The 14939-nt window shown below is 60.2% G+C and carries 13 protein-coding genes; 6 read left to right on the top strand and 7 right to left on the bottom strand.

Translation table 11 applies throughout. From position 1 onward, the window contains the following. Position 1: 1 nt before the first annotated feature. Entirely contained in the window at positions 2–661 is a 660-nt protein-coding gene (gene rpe / locus IP81_RS17110; RefSeq protein WP_054109215.1) for a ribulose-phosphate 3-epimerase, read from the bottom strand. 380 nt (positions 662–1041) lie between these two features. Here rpe and IP81_RS17100 point away from each other — a divergent pair, with 380 nt between their 5' ends. Continuing rightward, positions 1042–1554 (top strand): DUF2141 domain-containing protein, encoded by a 513-nt coding sequence (locus IP81_RS17100; RefSeq protein WP_054109272.1) that lies wholly within the window; start codon positions 1042–1044, stop codon positions 1552–1554. 35 nt (positions 1555–1589) lie between these two features. Here IP81_RS17100 and IP81_RS17095 read toward each other — a convergent pair whose 3' ends face one another. From IP81_RS17095 to IP81_RS17085, 3 genes are all read right to left on the bottom strand, one after another. Beyond that, entirely contained in the window at positions 1590–2351 is a 762-nt protein-coding gene (locus IP81_RS17095) for an NTP transferase domain-containing protein (RefSeq protein ID WP_054109213.1), read from the bottom strand. A 93-nt stretch (positions 2352–2444) separates the two neighbouring features. Beyond that, entirely contained in the window at positions 2445–3545 is a 1101-nt protein-coding gene (locus IP81_RS17090) for an inositol-3-phosphate synthase (protein ID WP_054109212.1), read from the bottom strand. Positions 3546–3640: 95 nt separating this feature from the next. After that, positions 3641–4765 carry a CDP-alcohol phosphatidyltransferase family protein gene (locus tag IP81_RS17085; protein ID WP_054109211.1) on the bottom strand — a complete coding sequence of 375 codons (1125 nt, stop codon included), beginning with the start codon at positions 4763–4765 and terminating at the stop codon, positions 3641–3643. Positions 4766–4927: 162 nt separating this feature from the next. Between IP81_RS17085 and IP81_RS17080 the strand changes: the two genes are divergently transcribed. Then, entirely contained in the window at positions 4928–5893 is a 966-nt protein-coding gene (locus tag IP81_RS17080) for a CDP-alcohol phosphatidyltransferase family protein (RefSeq protein ID WP_054109210.1), read from the top strand. Here IP81_RS17080 and IP81_RS17075 read toward each other — a convergent pair. Together IP81_RS17075 and IP81_RS17070 are read right to left on the bottom strand one after the other, a co-directional pair. Continuing rightward, entirely contained in the window at positions 5886–7388 is a 1503-nt protein-coding gene (locus tag IP81_RS17075; protein WP_054109209.1) for a lipopolysaccharide biosynthesis protein, read from the bottom strand. The two genes, IP81_RS17080 and IP81_RS17075, sit on opposite strands and share 8 nt — an antisense overlap. Positions 7389–7453: 65 nt before the next feature. Continuing rightward, complete coding sequence (locus tag IP81_RS17070; protein WP_054109271.1) at positions 7454–8740, bottom strand: MFS transporter; 1287 nt, start codon at positions 8738–8740, stop codon at positions 7454–7456. Between the two features lie 178 nt (positions 8741–8918). Between IP81_RS17070 and IP81_RS17065 the strand changes: the two genes are divergently transcribed. Then, complete coding sequence (locus tag IP81_RS17065) at positions 8919–9545, top strand: class I SAM-dependent methyltransferase (RefSeq protein ID WP_054109208.1); 627 nt, start codon at positions 8919–8921, stop codon at positions 9543–9545. Between the two features lie 84 nt (positions 9546–9629). Here IP81_RS17065 and IP81_RS17060 read toward each other — a convergent pair whose 3' ends face one another. Beyond that, on the bottom strand, positions 9630–10628 hold the full coding sequence (locus IP81_RS17060) for an NAD(P)H-quinone oxidoreductase (protein WP_197274691.1): 999 nt from the start codon (positions 10626–10628) through the stop codon (positions 9630–9632). Between IP81_RS17060 and IP81_RS21735 the strand changes: the two genes are divergently transcribed. The 3 genes from IP81_RS21735 (at position 10597) to IP81_RS17045 (ending at position 14850) form a co-directional block, all read left to right on the top strand. Beyond that, a complete protein-coding gene (locus IP81_RS21735; protein WP_369800783.1) occupies positions 10597–10962 on the top strand; it encodes a DUF1192 family protein in 366 nt (121 codons plus the stop codon). The genes IP81_RS17060 and IP81_RS21735 overlap by 32 nt on opposite strands. A 171-nt stretch (positions 10963–11133) precedes the next feature. Further along, positions 11134–13512 (top strand): ATP-dependent Clp protease ATP-binding subunit ClpA, encoded by a 2379-nt coding sequence (gene clpA, locus IP81_RS17050; RefSeq protein WP_054109205.1) that lies wholly within the window; start codon positions 11134–11136, stop codon positions 13510–13512. Between the two features lie 330 nt (positions 13513–13842). Continuing rightward, the gene (locus IP81_RS17045) at positions 13843–14850 is read left to right on the top strand and encodes a ligase-associated DNA damage response exonuclease (RefSeq protein WP_054109204.1); all 1008 of its coding nucleotides are present in this window, start codon (positions 13843–13845) and stop codon (positions 14848–14850) included. The last annotated feature ends 89 nt before the right edge of the window (positions 14851–14939 follow it).

Genomic DNA, 14939 nt, shown 5'->3' with positions numbered 1-14939 from the left:
ATCAGCCCAAAGTCTTCAATGCAGCAATATTGCTGGCATATTGGGCGGGGCCTCCCCGGAAAGTGGCGGTTCCTGCCACCAGCACATCGGCGCCTGCATCAACGCATGAGCGGATGGTGGTTAAATCAACCCCGCCGTCTACTTCAAGGTGGATGTCACGGCCCGATTTGTCGATCATCTTGCGGATCGCCTCGATCTTTCGCAATTGGCTGGAGATGAAGCTTTGCCCGCCAAAACCGGGGTTCACGCTCATCACCAGAACCAGATCCACATCGTCGATCAGGTAATCGAGCATCTTGGCCGGCGTGCCGGGATTGAGCGAAACGCCCGCCTTTTTACCCAGGCCCTTGATCGCCTGCACCGTGCGGTGGATGTGTGGCCCCGCTTCGGGGTGGACGGTGATGATATCGGCCCCGGCATCGGCAAAAGCCTGCAAATAGCCATCAACCGGCGAGATCATCAGGTGGACATCGAACGGTTTGGTTGTGTGCGGGCGCAAAGCCTTTAACACCATCGGGCCGATTGTAATATTGGGGACGAAATGGCCGTCCATCACGTCAACATGAATCCAGTCCGCTCCCGCCTCGTCAATAGCGCGCACTTCTTCGCCCAGACGGGCAAAGTCGGCGGAAAGAATCGAAGGAGAAATAAGCGGTGTCATCTGGCGTCGTCTTCCTGCGGCGGCAGCAGAGGACATCTGCAACACCCCCGGCGCGATGCCCAGTGCCTGCAAACGGCTACCCCACTTCTAAGCGGTTACCGCTCGCGAATCGGGGGGGCAAGCATTATGCGCGGGCTTATCCACATTGAATGTCCCGCTTTGGACACGATTCGTGGGGGCAAAGGCGGTGGTTTTGTCGATGAACGGTTGGTCGCACACAAGTTCAGCGATCATTCACGGCAAGAATCCTACTTAACGTGGCTGAAATCTGTCAGTATGTGGCTGGCAGGGGATGCTACCGGCATGGCGCGATTGCTGCTTGAACAGCGATAGCAGTTTGCAAAATGCTGGAAAGACACATCGAATTTGGGGCTTTTGACATGATCCAGCCGAGACGTTTGTACGCCACGGCCTTTGCTATTGCTGCGGCTGCTACCGGATTGACGGGGGCAGGCGTTGCATCTGCGGCCAATGCTCCGGCGAATGTGGCGCGGCCAAATTGTGCGGGGCCTGTCAGCGACACTTGGGTTAACGTCACGATTGACCGCGTGCGCAACGGCAATGGCCTGATGGCGGTCACGCTCTATGCCGATGAACCGCGCAAGTTTCTGGTCAAAAAGGGGTCGATGTATGTCGGCCGCGTGGATGCCACCGCGCCGGAAACCAGGATGTGCCTGTTCGTGCCCAAGCCTGGTGTCTATGTGCTGGCAGTCTACCATGACGAGGATTCGAGCACGACGATCAAGCGCAGCGGCGTGTTGGGCCTGCCCGAGGAAGGCTTCGGCTTTTCCAACAACCCGCCCACGATTGCGAGCATTCCCTCGTTCCGTTCGGTGCGGCTGAATATCGCCAAGACGGGCCTTTCGACCCGGATTCACCTGAAATATCCTTGATAGGGTGCAGGGGCCGAAAGGCTCCCGCGTCCCGTTCAGTCCTCGTCCGCTGTGAGCGGCACGTTGGCAAAGGTGCGTGCGAGGTGCCAAGGGGCCAGCTCTTCGGCCAGTTCGTGGGCGCGCGGATCGTCGACGTCCATCCACCATGCATCGTCGATGTCCATGGTGCCCGCACGGCCCGCATCGGCAAGGCGTTGCATCCCGTCTGACAGGCTGCCCGATTTGCCCGCTGCAATCGTATCGCGGATGGCGATGGCGAGTTCTGGCGTTGCCAGAAACGCGCCGCAATCGACCGCGTCATAAGGCGCGATGGTTTTACCGATGGCGGTGATCCGGCCGGCATCGTCCATTTTCACCCATGTGGCGTCATCGGGATCGACCAGCGGGCTATCGACGCGGCGATCGATTGCAAGAGTGACGCCACGTTCCGGACTGTCTTCGGCAAGCAGGCGCGCAAGAATATCGGCCTCGAACATATGGTCGGCCATCATCAGCAGATAATTGCCATTGCAGCGCGTGGCCCCGGCCATCACCGAATAACCATTGGGCGTGGACCAATCGGCGAGGCGCACCGGCACGATTTCTATCCCTGCGCGCAAGGAAAGATCGGCAAGGAACGCTTCGACAAGGTCTGCCTTGTGCCCGGTTACCACCACCACACGCGTAACGCCTGCTTCCATCGCCTGCCGCACGCCGATCTCGATCAGCGGCACGCCGCATACCGGCGTCAGCGGCTTGGAGGGTGAAAGCTCGGCCAGGCGGCTGCCGTAACCGGCGGCAATGATCAGCGCGTCCATCGGGATTCTCTGTTTTCTTGGCGATTCAGAACATGAAAAGGCCGACCAGACATCCGCCCGGTCGGCCCTGTTTCATTGCGTTAAGCGGCGCGCTTATTCGGCGGCCAGCTTTTCGGCCGAGGCATATTCCTCAACCATTTGCGCAGCGACATCGTCGTTGAACTGCTGCGGCGGGTGCTTGCAGAAGTAGGCCGACGGGCCGATCAGTGCACCACCTTCACCACGCTCAAGCGCGACCTTGCAGCAACGGATCGCATCCATCACGCAAGCAGCCGAGTTCGGGCTGTCTTCCACCGAGAGGCGGAGTTCGAGGTTCATCGGCACGTTGCCCCACTGCTGCCCTTCCATGCGGATGAAGCACAGCTTGTTGTCCTTCTGCCATGGAACATAGTCCGAAGGACCAACGTGGATGTTTTCATCGGCCAGGCGCGTGGCAAGCATGGCTTGCACGGCTTCAGTCTTCGATTCCTTCTTGCTGCCCAGACGCTGACGGTCGAGCATGTTCATGAAATCGGTGTTGCCGCCGGTGTTCAGCTGATACGTACGTTCGACATTCACGCCGCGCGCAGCAAACAGGCTCGACAGAACGCGGTGAACGATCGTCGCGCCGACCTGGGCCTTGATATCGTCGCCGACGATCGGGATGCGCTTTTCGCGGAACTTCGCTTCCCATTCAGGCGTAGAAGCGATGAACACGGGCATGCAGTTGACCACGGCAACGCCGGCTTCAAGTGCACATTCCATGTAGAATTCGGTGGCCTTTTGCGAACCGACCGGCAGGAAGTTCAACAGAACTTCGGCGCCCGATTCCTTCAGTGCAGCAACGATGCTGTCATGGGTGGCCTCAGCTTCGTCTGAAACGATAAAGCCTTTCTCGCCAACGGATGTCATGTGTGCGGCAACGCCGTCAGACACATAACCCATGATGACCTTTGCGCCGGTTGCCGGAACATTGGCTTGGAACACGGTGGTGTTGTTAGGGCCAGCGAAGATTGCTTCTGCAATGTCCTTGCCGACTTTGCGTGCATCGACATCGACGCCCAGCACAAAATCGACATCACCCGCGCCATAGCCGCCTATGCGATCATGGATCAGACCTTGCGACGAATTGTTGTTGCGGTAGTAGGCAACCCCCTGCACCAGCGAGCTAGCGCAGTTGCCTACGCCGATCACGGCGACCTTTATTGGCTTCATGAATACAGATCCCTTCACACAGGCGCCCAAGGGCGGCTGTCACGATAACGCCTCATTTATAAATCGCGCGCCAAAAGCAAGAAGATTCCCCGCCGTCAAGCATGCTTCGGCACGAGGGCGAGGATGACTGCTACCAGCCAGCCCGCCGCCGCGATTGCAAAAAGGGCCAAGACAAGCGTCGCAAACCCGAATGCAATCAACAGTGCAAACACCAGCGCGAAAAAATCGCGGCTGGTCATAAAAGTCAGCCATTGCATGATTTGCGATGGCTTTTCGTCAACGACACCGCCTGCACTCTTGGCGCGGTAGTGCTCCTTGACAAGATCGAAGCTGAACGGGGCATTGCTGCGGGCCGCCACTCCTCCGATCAGGAACAGCCCCATAGCGAGCAAAACGAGCCCCGTATAGCCAAGGCTTGCACCTAACACACGATCTTGCATCTGAAGGTTGATCGCAACCCCCAGAAGAAACGCAAGATTGGTGGCGGCATCGAGCAGGCTGTCCATGCGTGCGCCCGCATTCGAGGTGAGCCACGTGGCGCGCGATATCTCCCCGTCGACGCCGTCAAAGATCGATGCAGCCTGAAACAGCAATGCTCCGGCGATCAGGCCGGATTCCCCGCCCAGCAACAAACTGGCGAACATCGTGATGGCGATCACGCCTGTACCGATTGTTGCGTGAATCGGCGCGATACCGGGATAGCGCAAGGCAATGGCCGACAGGGCCTGCGAAACGGGACGATTGATATAGCGCGATACGATGCCATCTGTCGGCTTGGCGGTGGAGCGCAGAATGTTGCGTCCTGCCACCCGCAATCGTTCGGCGGCATCGTGGCGCGCGCTCATAGCCCGCGCGATGGCTTCGTCAATGCCATGGCCGTAAGCGATTTCTATGCCTTCTACAGGTTCGTTGCGCCCGGCCACCGCATCGGCAATGGCCTGTGCGGGCGGCATAGCATCACCCCGGATCACGGCTACGCGCGCACGCGCTCTTGCAGCATCGTTGCCCGATACCGCTGGCCCGAACACGACGGGCATGGAATCGCAAAGCCGCTGCGTTTCCGAACGGGTGATCGCGTTTGGCTGCCAACCGGAGCCTGCCAGAACTTCGCACGAAGCCATCCCGGCAAGGCGCGCTTCACGCACAACCCGGGCGGCCGCAGGAACGCCTGCCACCAGAAAATCGGCATCGCGCCCGACAGCGAAGACAATAAGTGCCAAAGTGGAAATCGCTTAACTGTCCTTATCCAGGTGCGTTGCCCCCGCTCCGCGCGCACATATCCGGTGCAAACTCTGCGCCGGGCCTGTTTACCCGGCCGGTTAATTTATATAGCCTGAACTGCTAGACGCCAAGATATGACCATTTCGAGAGGAGTGCACAAAATGACAGGGTCCGCGGATGGACGGGACGCAAAGCGCCCTCGGCGTCCGCGTGAAATGCAGGATTCCCTGAATTTTTACCTCTATCACCCGCTGGCGTGGAAGCTTGCCAAACTGCTGGCGCGGACACCGCTGACGCCTAACATGGTCTCTGTTTTTGGCGGATTTCTGGTTGTTTTGGCCGGTATTGTCTATTTCAACATGGATTCCACCGGCGGCACATGGGCGCTGGGTTGGCCATGGGGCGCGCTGCTCGGGCTGGTTCTCCACATGGGCTGGCATGTGGTTGACGGCGCCGACGGTGATCTGGCGCGGCTAACCGGAAAGTCTAGCCCGATTGGCGAAATGGTGGACGGCGTATGCGATTATGTTAGCCATATCGTGGTCTATGTCCTGCTCGCTTTCGTGCTGACCCGTACGCATGGCGCAGGGGTGGCCTGGGCGTGGACGCTGGCGGCAGGCATTTCGCACATCGTACAGTCCAACCATGTCGAAGTGCAGCGCCGGTTTTACCAGTACTGGACTTATGGCGTGCCTTGGCTGAACAACGCACGCGATAACAACGCTGGCCTGTTTGGTTCCAGCAACCCTGTCGCCCGCCTGTTTGAAGCCGTAGCGCGCGGTTATCTTTACCTTGCCGCCGGGATGACCCCACATGCCCGCCGTATCGACGCCGCCGTGGGCGAAGCGATGGCGCAGCACGATAACGCGCGGCTGAGTGCAATCCGTGCCGAAGTGGCGCGCGAGCAAAAGCCGCTGTTGAGCTTCCTCAAACTGCTCGGCCCCAATCCGCGCGCAATTGTGCTGGGTATGGCGATGATCGCCGGGAGCCCGCTGTGGTATTTTATCTATCAGGCCATCGTGCTGAACATTTTGCTGGTGATCTCGGTCAGCTTGCACAACCGCGCGGCGGTGATTGCCGCAACGCGGATTGATGGTGAGACAACCCCGTCTGCTGCGTTTAGTTGATGCGGTAGCGGTCCAAAGACAGCACGCCGGGCTGCACTTTGCGCCAGACGCCGATCAGCAGCACGTAAACTGCCAGCGCCAGCAAGGGTGGCACCGCTTTTTGCCAGCCATCAGATGCGCCGGGCAGCGCGCTTGCCCGTGCGATCCATCCGCCGCCTGTGCCGCACAATACCGCAATCCCTGCCGCCGCCACTGGCATGCTTGCGTGGAAAAACGGGCGGCGCACGCCAAGGCCGACCAGCCAGTATCGCCGCAGCACAGCGGCAATCACCGCCGCCGCCAACATCGCCAGCGATGCTCCCAGAATGCCGAAGCGCGGCGTTAGCAGCGGAATTCCGGCAGTCGCAATCGCAATCAGGATCACGTTGACCTTGAGCGCCAGTGCGGGGCGGCGGTAGTAAAGGATCAATTCGGACACTCCGAACGCGCCGTTGATGGTTTCGGCCAGCACCATTGCCAGCAGCGCGGCATATCCCGCGGCATAACCTGCGCCGAACAGATCAAGCAGCGCATCGCCCGCCGCCGCCATCAGCAGCACCAGTCCCAACTGGATCGTCAGCACGACACGCGTGGCCGCCGCCGTTGCCTCGCCGGTGGTCACATCGCCATCAGTGTTCATCGTGCGGGCGGTGAGGGGAGTGAGGATGCCGTCAAAGGCCTGCCGCACTTGCAAAACCGGCGTGCGCAATTGGCGCAGCACGCCATAGACACCGGCGGGCGTATCGCCCAGCAAGAAGCCGACCAGATAAAGATCGATCCGCTGCGCAAGGCTCGACAGGAAATCGCTGCCGCTGGCGGGCCATAACGAACGTGCCCGCTGCACCAAGGCCCCTGCGCCAGGACGCCAGTGGCGCAATTGCAACACGCCAAGACAATCGCGCGCGGCCCACAGCGAAAACAGCGCCAGCGCCAGCGAGCCTGCCCAGTAGCCCAACAGCATGCCCGTTTCGGTCAGCCCGCCATACCATGTCGCAAGGACCACGGCGGTCAGCACATAAGGCTCTACCACACCGCGCCCGATCACTTCATAACGCATCTTGTGCGTCCAGCGCGTGGCGGCCAGCGCGATATCGCCGGTGTTTTGCAGCAAGACCGAAGGGATCAGCAGGGCAAAGGCAAGGCGCAATGAGTCTGAAACCACAGCGGATGGAAGCCATTGTGTGGCCGCCACCAGCAGCACCGACATCGCCGCGCCACCAATCGCAGCCAGCAGCAGGGCATCGAGCAGGATGTGGATGGGGGGACGCGGTGCAGCGCCGCCGGTTTCCTCTTCCAGCCAGGGAAAAATCATCCGCCGCAGGCCAAGGCTGGCCAAAGGCGCTGCCAGTTCGACAACGGCGGTGGCCATCGTAAACACGCCATAATTGGCCGCGCCATAAAGCCGCGCACCGATATAGAGGAACGACGCTCTTGCCCCGAAGCGGATTATAAAGCTGAAGGCGTTGGAACCAACACCGCGCGCGATGATGTTCTTCGAGGCGCTTGCGGCTGGCATGGCCTGCGATTGGCGTCAAATCAGCCGCTTGGCAAGCGGGTCTGCGTGTACCGCGCGTTTGCCGGTCAGGCGGCGTCTTTTTCCAGCGCGAAAACGCCGATGATCACGACAATCACCGCCAAAGCCTCCATCGTGCCCCACGCCAGCCATTGCGAGTGGCTATAGAGCCACACCCCGATAGCGGGTGCGGCGACATAGGCCGCGCCGTTGATCGAAGTGATGATGCCCGCGGCCTGCCCTTGTTCGGCGCGGCTTACCGCAAGGCTTGCCCCTGATGTGAAGCCGGGCCGGAACATGCCAAAGCCCAGCGACGCAATGGCAAAGCCCACCGCGATGCTGTGCAGGTCTGCGCCCATCGCCACTGGCACGATGCCCAATGCACCCAGCGCCGTGCCCCAGATGGTGGAGGTGCGTGGCCCTAACCCCAGCATCGGAATCAGGCCCCATTGCGCCAGAAGCGTGGCAAAGGCCCCCGCCATCAGCACCAGCCCGATCGGTCCTGCGGCTGCATCAGGATCGCTGCGCAGGCCCAACCGGTCCATCAGCAGAAAGCCGATGACGCCCAGCAACATGGCTTGGGAATGGCCGCCGATAACGCCCGCGATTAGCCAAGTGCGCAGGCGTTTGTCGGTCAACCGCACACGGTCTATGCCCGCATGCTGCGGCTGCGCTTCGGGCAGTTCATCGGGCGAGCCATCGGGCGTGTCTTCTACAATGCGCGGATTGGACGATGCGCTGAACGGTGCAGACATGACTTCGCCGCGACCGGCAAAGCGGGGATCATCATTGGGCAAGCGCGTACGCACCAGTACGAGCACGATTAAGCCCAGCGCGGCAAAGATCGCAAACGGCCCTACTACACCAAGGCCGGGAAGAATCATTAGCGGGGCAAGAGCCGGTCCGACGACCGTGCCAAGGCCAAAGCTCGAAGCCACAAGTGACAAGGCCTTGGTGCGATCGGCACGGCCCGTACGGCTGGCAACATAGGCCTGGACAGCAGGCGGCGCGGCTGATCCGAACATGCCATAGAACGACCGCGCCAGCGCAAACAGTACCATCGTCATGGCAGCGCTCAACCATCCGCTGAGGCCGATGCGCAGAATGACGGCACACAGCGCGAATGACGTAACGAACCCGGCAATCCCCAGCGCCATCATCGCCTTGCGCCCGCGCCGGTCTGACCGCCGTGCCCAGTAAGGGGCCATGACCACCCACAACAGGGCCGACCATGAATAGGCAAGGCTCACCCACACATCCGCGATGCCCAATCGCGTGCCAATCGAAGGCATGACAGATTGCATCGCGGTATTGCCTGCCGCTGATACAAGCATCACCATAAATAATAGCGCCATGCGCTCATTCGGTAAGCGAATGTCGGCGCTGATTTTGCCCGCATTCATGGTTTACTCTCTAATATTGTCCACGGATGGTTCATCCGGCTTCGGTAGGGATGTAGATGTGTGCTTGCAATGCTGTTGCAAATTTGCGACCGCAGGCTTCGGCTTGATCGACAGAGGACCGTTTTACTCGATGACTTCGACCCAGGCGGCGCGTGAGCCCCTTCTTCAGCGGGCCAAACGCAAGGCGGAACGCCTGCTCGGCCCTGCCGGTATCTTCTTCAAGGGCTTTATCAAGCACCCGGCGATGGTTGGCGCGATTGTACCATCATCCGGGCGCACGATTGAACGCGTGCTGTCCAAGGTTAATTGGGATGAATGCAAGTTGTTCGTTGAATATGGCCCCGGCGTTGGCACATTCTGTCGCCCAGTGCTGGAAAAACTGCGCCGTGATGGCCAGTTGATCGTGATCGACACCAACCCCGATTTCATAGAATATCTTACCAAGACCATTGGTGACAGCCGCTTTACCGCCGTTCACGGTTCGGCCACCGATGTCGAAGAAATCGTCCGCGCGCACGGTTTTGAACAGGCCGATTATGTGCTGTCGGGCTTGCCGTTTTCAACCCTGCCCGAAGGCGTCGGCCCTGCCATCATGGGTGCAACACACCGCGTGCTGCGCACTGGCGGTGCGTTTCTTGTTTATCAGTATACCGCTCGTGCGCGCGTGATGATGGGCCAGTTCTTCCGCCACATCGACAAGGGTTTTGAGCCGGTTAACGTGCCACCTTGCGTGATCTCATGGGGCTGGAAAGAGTAAGATTTCGGCCCCTCGCGCGTTCGCAGAAGGGGCATCTTTTGTCTCTCCACCTTCACAGGGAGGTGGTTGGGGGTAGGCTCTGCGCTACCCGACCTTCAGCACGATCTTCCCAATATGCGCGCCCTGCTCCATGCGCGCATGAGCCGCAGCCGCATCGGTTAGCGCGAAGCACTGGTCCATAACCGGGCGCAGTTCGCCGCCCGCGATGACCGGCCATACGGTTTGACGGATTTCATCGGCGAGCGCGGCCTTGAACGCTTTGGAGCGGGGGCGCAGCGTTGATCCGGTAAGGGTGATGCGGCGGCGCATGACTTCGGCCATGTTGATTTCCGCGCGCAGCCCACCTTGCACCGCGATGGTCACATGGCGGCCATCATCGGCAAGGCACTTCAGATTGCGCGCGACATAATCGCCCGCAACCATATCGAGCACCATTTCGACGCCCTTGCCGCCAGTGATTTTTGCCACTTCCTCAACAAAATCGGCGCTCTTGTAATCTATCGCATGAGCCGCACCGATGGCCAGAGCTTGCGCGCATTTTTCAGCCCCACCGCACGTGACGATCACGCGCACGCCGAACAGCTTGCCCAGCAGAATCGCCATTGAACCAATGCCGCTGGTGCCGCCGTGGACCAAGATCGTCTCGCCGTCGGCCACCATGCCGCGTTCGAACACGTTGTGCCACACGGTGAACAGCGTTTCAGGGATAGCGGCAGCTTCATCCAGGGCGATATCGCCTGCATCAAAGCACTGTTCGGCTTCGGCCAGGCAATATTCGGCATATCCGCCGCCAGCCACCAGCGCACAAACGCTCTGTTCGACAAACGGCACAACCACGCCTGCGCCTTGGGCAACGACCTGGCCGGAAATCTCAAGCCCCGGCAGCGGCGATGCATCAGCAGGCGCGGGGTAGAATCCCTGACGCTGGATCACGTCGGGCCGGTTGACCCCGGCATAGGCCACTTTGACCAATACTTGCCCCGGCCCCGGCTGCGGCACTGCCACGATTTCGGGCCGAAGCACCTCGGGACCGCCGGGCGCGTCCCAGCCCATGGCCGTCATCGTTGCAGGAATGGCGGTCATCAAGGAAGCCTCATATTTCATTTCAAACCAGTTTTGTATTGCTAGCCTACACAAGGCGTTGACAGCAAGCGTAGCGAAGGCACATTGTTGTGCTGCGAAGGAGAAAAGTTGCGCAATGGAAATTGACGAGCGTCCTCGCCCGAAAGGGGATCTGGCCAGCCAACTGGCGACAGAGCTGCTCGACCCGTATTCGAACAACGAACTAAACGAACGCATCCAATTGTTAGAATTGGAAATTGCCCGCACCGTTGCGCATCGCAACAAAGCCAGCGCGCATCGCGCGGCGGCAGAGGCGCTTTTTCGCAACCCTGCCCCTTCAGGCAACGGCAGTTGACGCGGCCCACCCTTTCTTTTGCCGGATGGCCAACCCATATTGCCACTTGTGCAGTTGTTAACGCACCTCGGCGCGGTTTAACTCTGGTTAACCATGCTCGTGCACTCTCCCGTGATGAGTCCCGCCCGACTCGTCAAGGGAACCCACCGGCGCAAGCCAGAAAGTAGTCCTATGCCTAGTTTCGCACAGAGCCTCGAAAAAACGCTGCATACCGCGCTCGCCAACGCGTCCGAGCGCAGCCACGAGTACGCGACGCTGGAGCATTTGCTGCTAGCACTGATCGATGATGCCGATGCCGCACAAGTGATGCAGGCTTGCGGCGTGGATCTGGGCGATCTGGGGGATGTGGTGCGCCAGTACCTGGATCAGGAATATCAATCGCTGAAAACGCAGGATAAGGCTGACCCCCAGCCCACTGCCGGTTTCCAGCGTGTGATCCAGCGCGCTATCCTGCATGTGCAGTCATCCGGCAAAGACACGGTGACCGGCGCCAACGTGCTGGTCGCGCTGTTCTCCGAACGCGATTCTTATGCGGTCTACTTCTTGCAGCAGCAGGATATGAGCCGTTTGGACGCGGTCAGCTTTATCAGCCACGGCATTGGCAAGGGTGGCCGTCCGGTCGATGGCCGCACCGCCAAGGGTGCAGAAGAAGAAGCGCCCAAGCAGCAGGAAGAAAAGGCTGACGCCAAGGGCCAGAAGAAGGAAACCGCGCTCGACCAGTTCACCGTCAACCTTAACGAAAAGGCTTTGGCCGGGAAAGTTGATCCGCTGATCGGGCGTGGCCCCGAAGTGGACCGCACGATCCAGATCCTGTGCCGCCGTTCGAAGAACAACCCGCTCTATGTGGGCGATCCCGGCGTTGGCAAAACCGCCATCGCAGAGGGCCTTGCGCGCAAAATCGTGGAAGGCGACGTGCCCGAAGTGCTGACCGAAGCGGTGATCTATTCGCTCGACATGGGCAGCCTGCTGGCAGGCACGCGCTATCGCGGTGATTTTGAAGAGCGATTGAAGCAAGTCGTTTCCGAACTGGAAAAGATGCCGCATGCGGTGCTGTTCATCGATGAAATCCACACCGTGATCGGCGCCGGTGCCACCAGCGGCGGGGCGATGGATGCATCGAACCTGCTCAAGCCCGCGCTTTCGGGTGGCACGATCCGCTGCATCGGATCGACGACGTACAAGGAATTCCGCAATCACTTCGAAAAGGACCGCGCCCTGCTGCGCCGGTTCCAGAAGATCGATGTGAACGAGCCGACGATCGAGGATACGATCAAGATCCTCAAAGGCCTGCGCACCGCATTTGAAGACCATCACAAGGTCAAGTACACCCCCGATGCGATCAAGACCGCGGTCGAACTTTCGGCGCGCTACATCAATGATCGCAAGCTGCCTGATAAAGCCATCGACGTGATCGACGAAGTGGGCGCGATGCAGATGCTGGTGCCCGCAAACAAGCGCAAGAAGACGATCACCGCACGCGAGATCGAACAGGTCATCGCCACGATGGCGCGCATCCCGCCCAAATCGGTATCGAGCGACGACAAGAAAGTGCTCGAACATCTTGAGCGCGATCTGAAGCGTCTGGTCTTCGGGCAGGACAAGGCCATCGAAGTGCTATCTTCGGCCATGAAGCTGAGCCGTGCGGGCCTGCGCGATGCAGACAAGCCGATTGGTTCGTTCCTGTTCAGCGGCCCGACCGGCGTGGGCAAGACCGAAGTGGCGCGCAGCCTATCGCAAATCATGGGCATTCCGCTGCAACGCTTTGATATGTCTGAATATATGGAGCGTCATTCGATCAGCCGCCTGATCGGTGCGCCTCCGGGCTATGTCGGGTTTGATCAGGGCGGGTTGCTGACCGATGCAATTGACCAGCAACCGCATTGCGTGCTGCTGCTCGATGAAATCGAAAAGGCGCACCCCGATCTGTTCAACATCCTGTTGCAGGTGATGGACAATGGCCGGTTGACCGATCACCACGGCAAAACGGTCGATTTCCGCAATGTGGTCCTGATCATGACCACCAATGCGGGCGCTTCGGACATGGCGCGTCAGGGCATCGGCTTTGGCGACGTATCCAAGGCCGATGCGGGCGATGAAGCGGTGAAGAAAATGTTCACCCCCGAATTCCGCAACCGCCTGGATGCCATCGTGCCGTTTGCTTACCTCCAGCCCGAAGTCGTCAGCCGCGTGGTCGACAAGTTCGTGCTGCAACTGGAACTGCAACTGGCCGATCAGAACGTGCACATCCAGTTCGATGCCGATGCTCGCGCGTGGCTGGCGCGCAAGGGTTACGACAAGCTCTATGGCGCAAGGCCGATGGCGCGTCTGATTCAGGACAAGGTCAAAAAGCCGCTCGCCGAAGAACTGCTGTTCGGCAAACTGGCCAATGGCGGTGAAGTCCACGTCAGCCTTAAGACCGAAGAAGGCACCGATGGCGCCCTATCGTTCGAACTGACGCCTGCTGCGCCCAAGCTGGTCAAGAAAAAGGCGAAAAAGGGCAAGGCTGGCAGCCCGGCGACCGAATCGAGCACCGAAGATGAGGCCGAATAAGCCTTCCTTCGTGGAGTGAACGAAAGAGGCCTGCCCTTCGGGGTGGGCCTTTTTTGTTGAGATCGGGGTGGGTACTTGAATGCATTTCACGCAGAGACGCGGAGAAGAAAAGGGAGACGCTGAGGCGTTGCACTTGCGGCAAAGCCGCCTTCTTTTTCTGCCTTTGGCGAAACGACTACGCTGACTGGTTGAAGCGACCTTACGGCTGAGAAATATCCCTCCGCGTCTCTGCGTGAACAATTCTTCCGCCCATAAAGTCGCGCCGCGCAACTTTGGCCCATGTCCAAAGGTCACTGGAACTGCGCGCTACATCGGGCCATTACCACAAGTATGGCCCCACCGTTCTCATGGCTGCGCCCCGAACCGCAGGGGCTGTACATTGCGCCTGCCGACGCGTGGATCGATCCATCGCGCGCGGTTGATCTGGCACTGGTGACGCATGGCCATGCCGATCATGCGCGTGGTGGGCACGGAACGACGGTAGCGACGCCCGAGACGCTGGCGATCATGGGCTTGCGCTATGGCGTGATCGCAGCAGGATCGCGCGCTGCGGCCTATGGCGAGACGGTGAACTTGCGCGGCGATGTGCGCGCAACATTTGTGCCTGCCGGACATGTGCTGGGATCAGCGCAAATCCTGTTGGAGCATGGCGGAGAGCGCGTGGTGATTACCGGCGATTACAAACGCCGCGCCGATCCGACGTGTTCCCCGTTTGCGGTAACGCCCTGCGATATCTTCGTTACCGAAGCCACGTTCGGCCTGCCGGTGTTCAGGCACCCGCCCATCGCCGGGGAAATGGCCAAGCTGCTTGCCGCGCGGGAAAACGAGGCAGGGCGCTGTGTGCTAGTGGGCGCTTATGCTTTGGGCAAGGCGCAGCGCGTGATCGCCGAATTGCGCGCGGCGGGATATCGCGAGACGATCTGGTTGCACGGCGCAATGGAGCGGATGTGCCGCTTGTATGAGGACCACGGTGTTGATCTGGGCGATCTGAAGCCCGTGGCAGGCGTGCCCAAAGCGGCACTGGAAAACGCGATTATCGTGTGTCCGCCTTCTGCGCTGAATGACCGGTGGAGCAGGCGTTTGCCCGATCCGGTCACCGCAATGGCATCGGGCTGGATGCGGGTACGCCAGCGCGCGCGGCAACGCGGGGTGGAACTGCCGCTGATTATCTCGGACCACGCCGATTGGGACGAATTGACCCAGACCATCGCGCAAGTGAACCCCGCCGAAACATGGATCACGCATGGCCGCGAGGAAGCGCTGCTGCGCTGGTGCGAACTCACCCAGCGCAAGGCGCGCGCGCTGGCGCTGGTGGGGTATGAGGACGAGGATGATTGAGCGGCGCAAATTCCTTCCCGGAACGGGGAGGGGGACCAGCGTAGCTGGTGGAGGGGCACCCTCGGCAAGGCACGGCATATCCGCCTGTG

It is taken from the genome of Novosphingobium sp. AAP83 (assembly GCF_001295795.1).
Classification (GTDB): domain Bacteria; phylum Pseudomonadota; class Alphaproteobacteria; order Sphingomonadales; family Sphingomonadaceae; genus Novosphingobium.
This window is presented reverse-complemented; position numbering and strand designations above follow the sequence as displayed.

Bases quoted from the DNA above. Each gene is read 5' to 3' on its own strand.
- rpe (WP_054109215.1), bottom strand. From the start codon at position 661: ATGACACCGCTTATTTCTCCTTCGATTCTTTCCGCCGACTTTGCCCGT.
- IP81_RS17100 (WP_054109272.1), top strand. From the start codon at position 1,042: ATGATCCAGCCGAGACGTTTGTACGCCACGGCCTTTGCTATTGCTGCG.
- IP81_RS17095 (WP_054109213.1), bottom strand. From the start codon at position 2,351: ATGGACGCGCTGATCATTGCCGCCGGTTACGGCAGCCGCCTGGCCGAG.
- IP81_RS17090 (WP_054109212.1), bottom strand. From the start codon at position 3,545: ATGAAGCCAATAAAGGTCGCCGTGATCGGCGTAGGCAACTGCGCTAGC.
- IP81_RS17080 (WP_054109210.1), top strand. From the start codon at position 4,928: ATGACAGGGTCCGCGGATGGACGGGACGCAAAGCGCCCTCGGCGTCCG.
- IP81_RS17075 (WP_054109209.1), bottom strand. From the start codon at position 7,388: ATGCCAGCCGCAAGCGCCTCGAAGAACATCATCGCGCGCGGTGTTGGT.
- IP81_RS17070 (WP_054109271.1), bottom strand. From the start codon at position 8,740: ATGGCGCTATTATTTATGGTGATGCTTGTATCAGCGGCAGGCAATACC.
- IP81_RS17065 (WP_054109208.1), top strand. From the start codon at position 8,919: ATGACTTCGACCCAGGCGGCGCGTGAGCCCCTTCTTCAGCGGGCCAAA.
- IP81_RS21735 (WP_369800783.1), top strand. From the start codon at position 10,597: ATGGCCGTCATCGTTGCAGGAATGGCGGTCATCAAGGAAGCCTCATAT.
- IP81_RS17060 (WP_197274691.1), bottom strand. From the start codon at position 10,628: ATGACCGCCATTCCTGCAACGATGACGGCCATGGGCTGGGACGCGCCC.
- clpA (WP_054109205.1), top strand. From the start codon at position 11,134: ATGCCTAGTTTCGCACAGAGCCTCGAAAAAACGCTGCATACCGCGCTC.
- IP81_RS17045 (WP_054109204.1), top strand. From the start codon at position 13,843: ATGGCCCCACCGTTCTCATGGCTGCGCCCCGAACCGCAGGGGCTGTAC.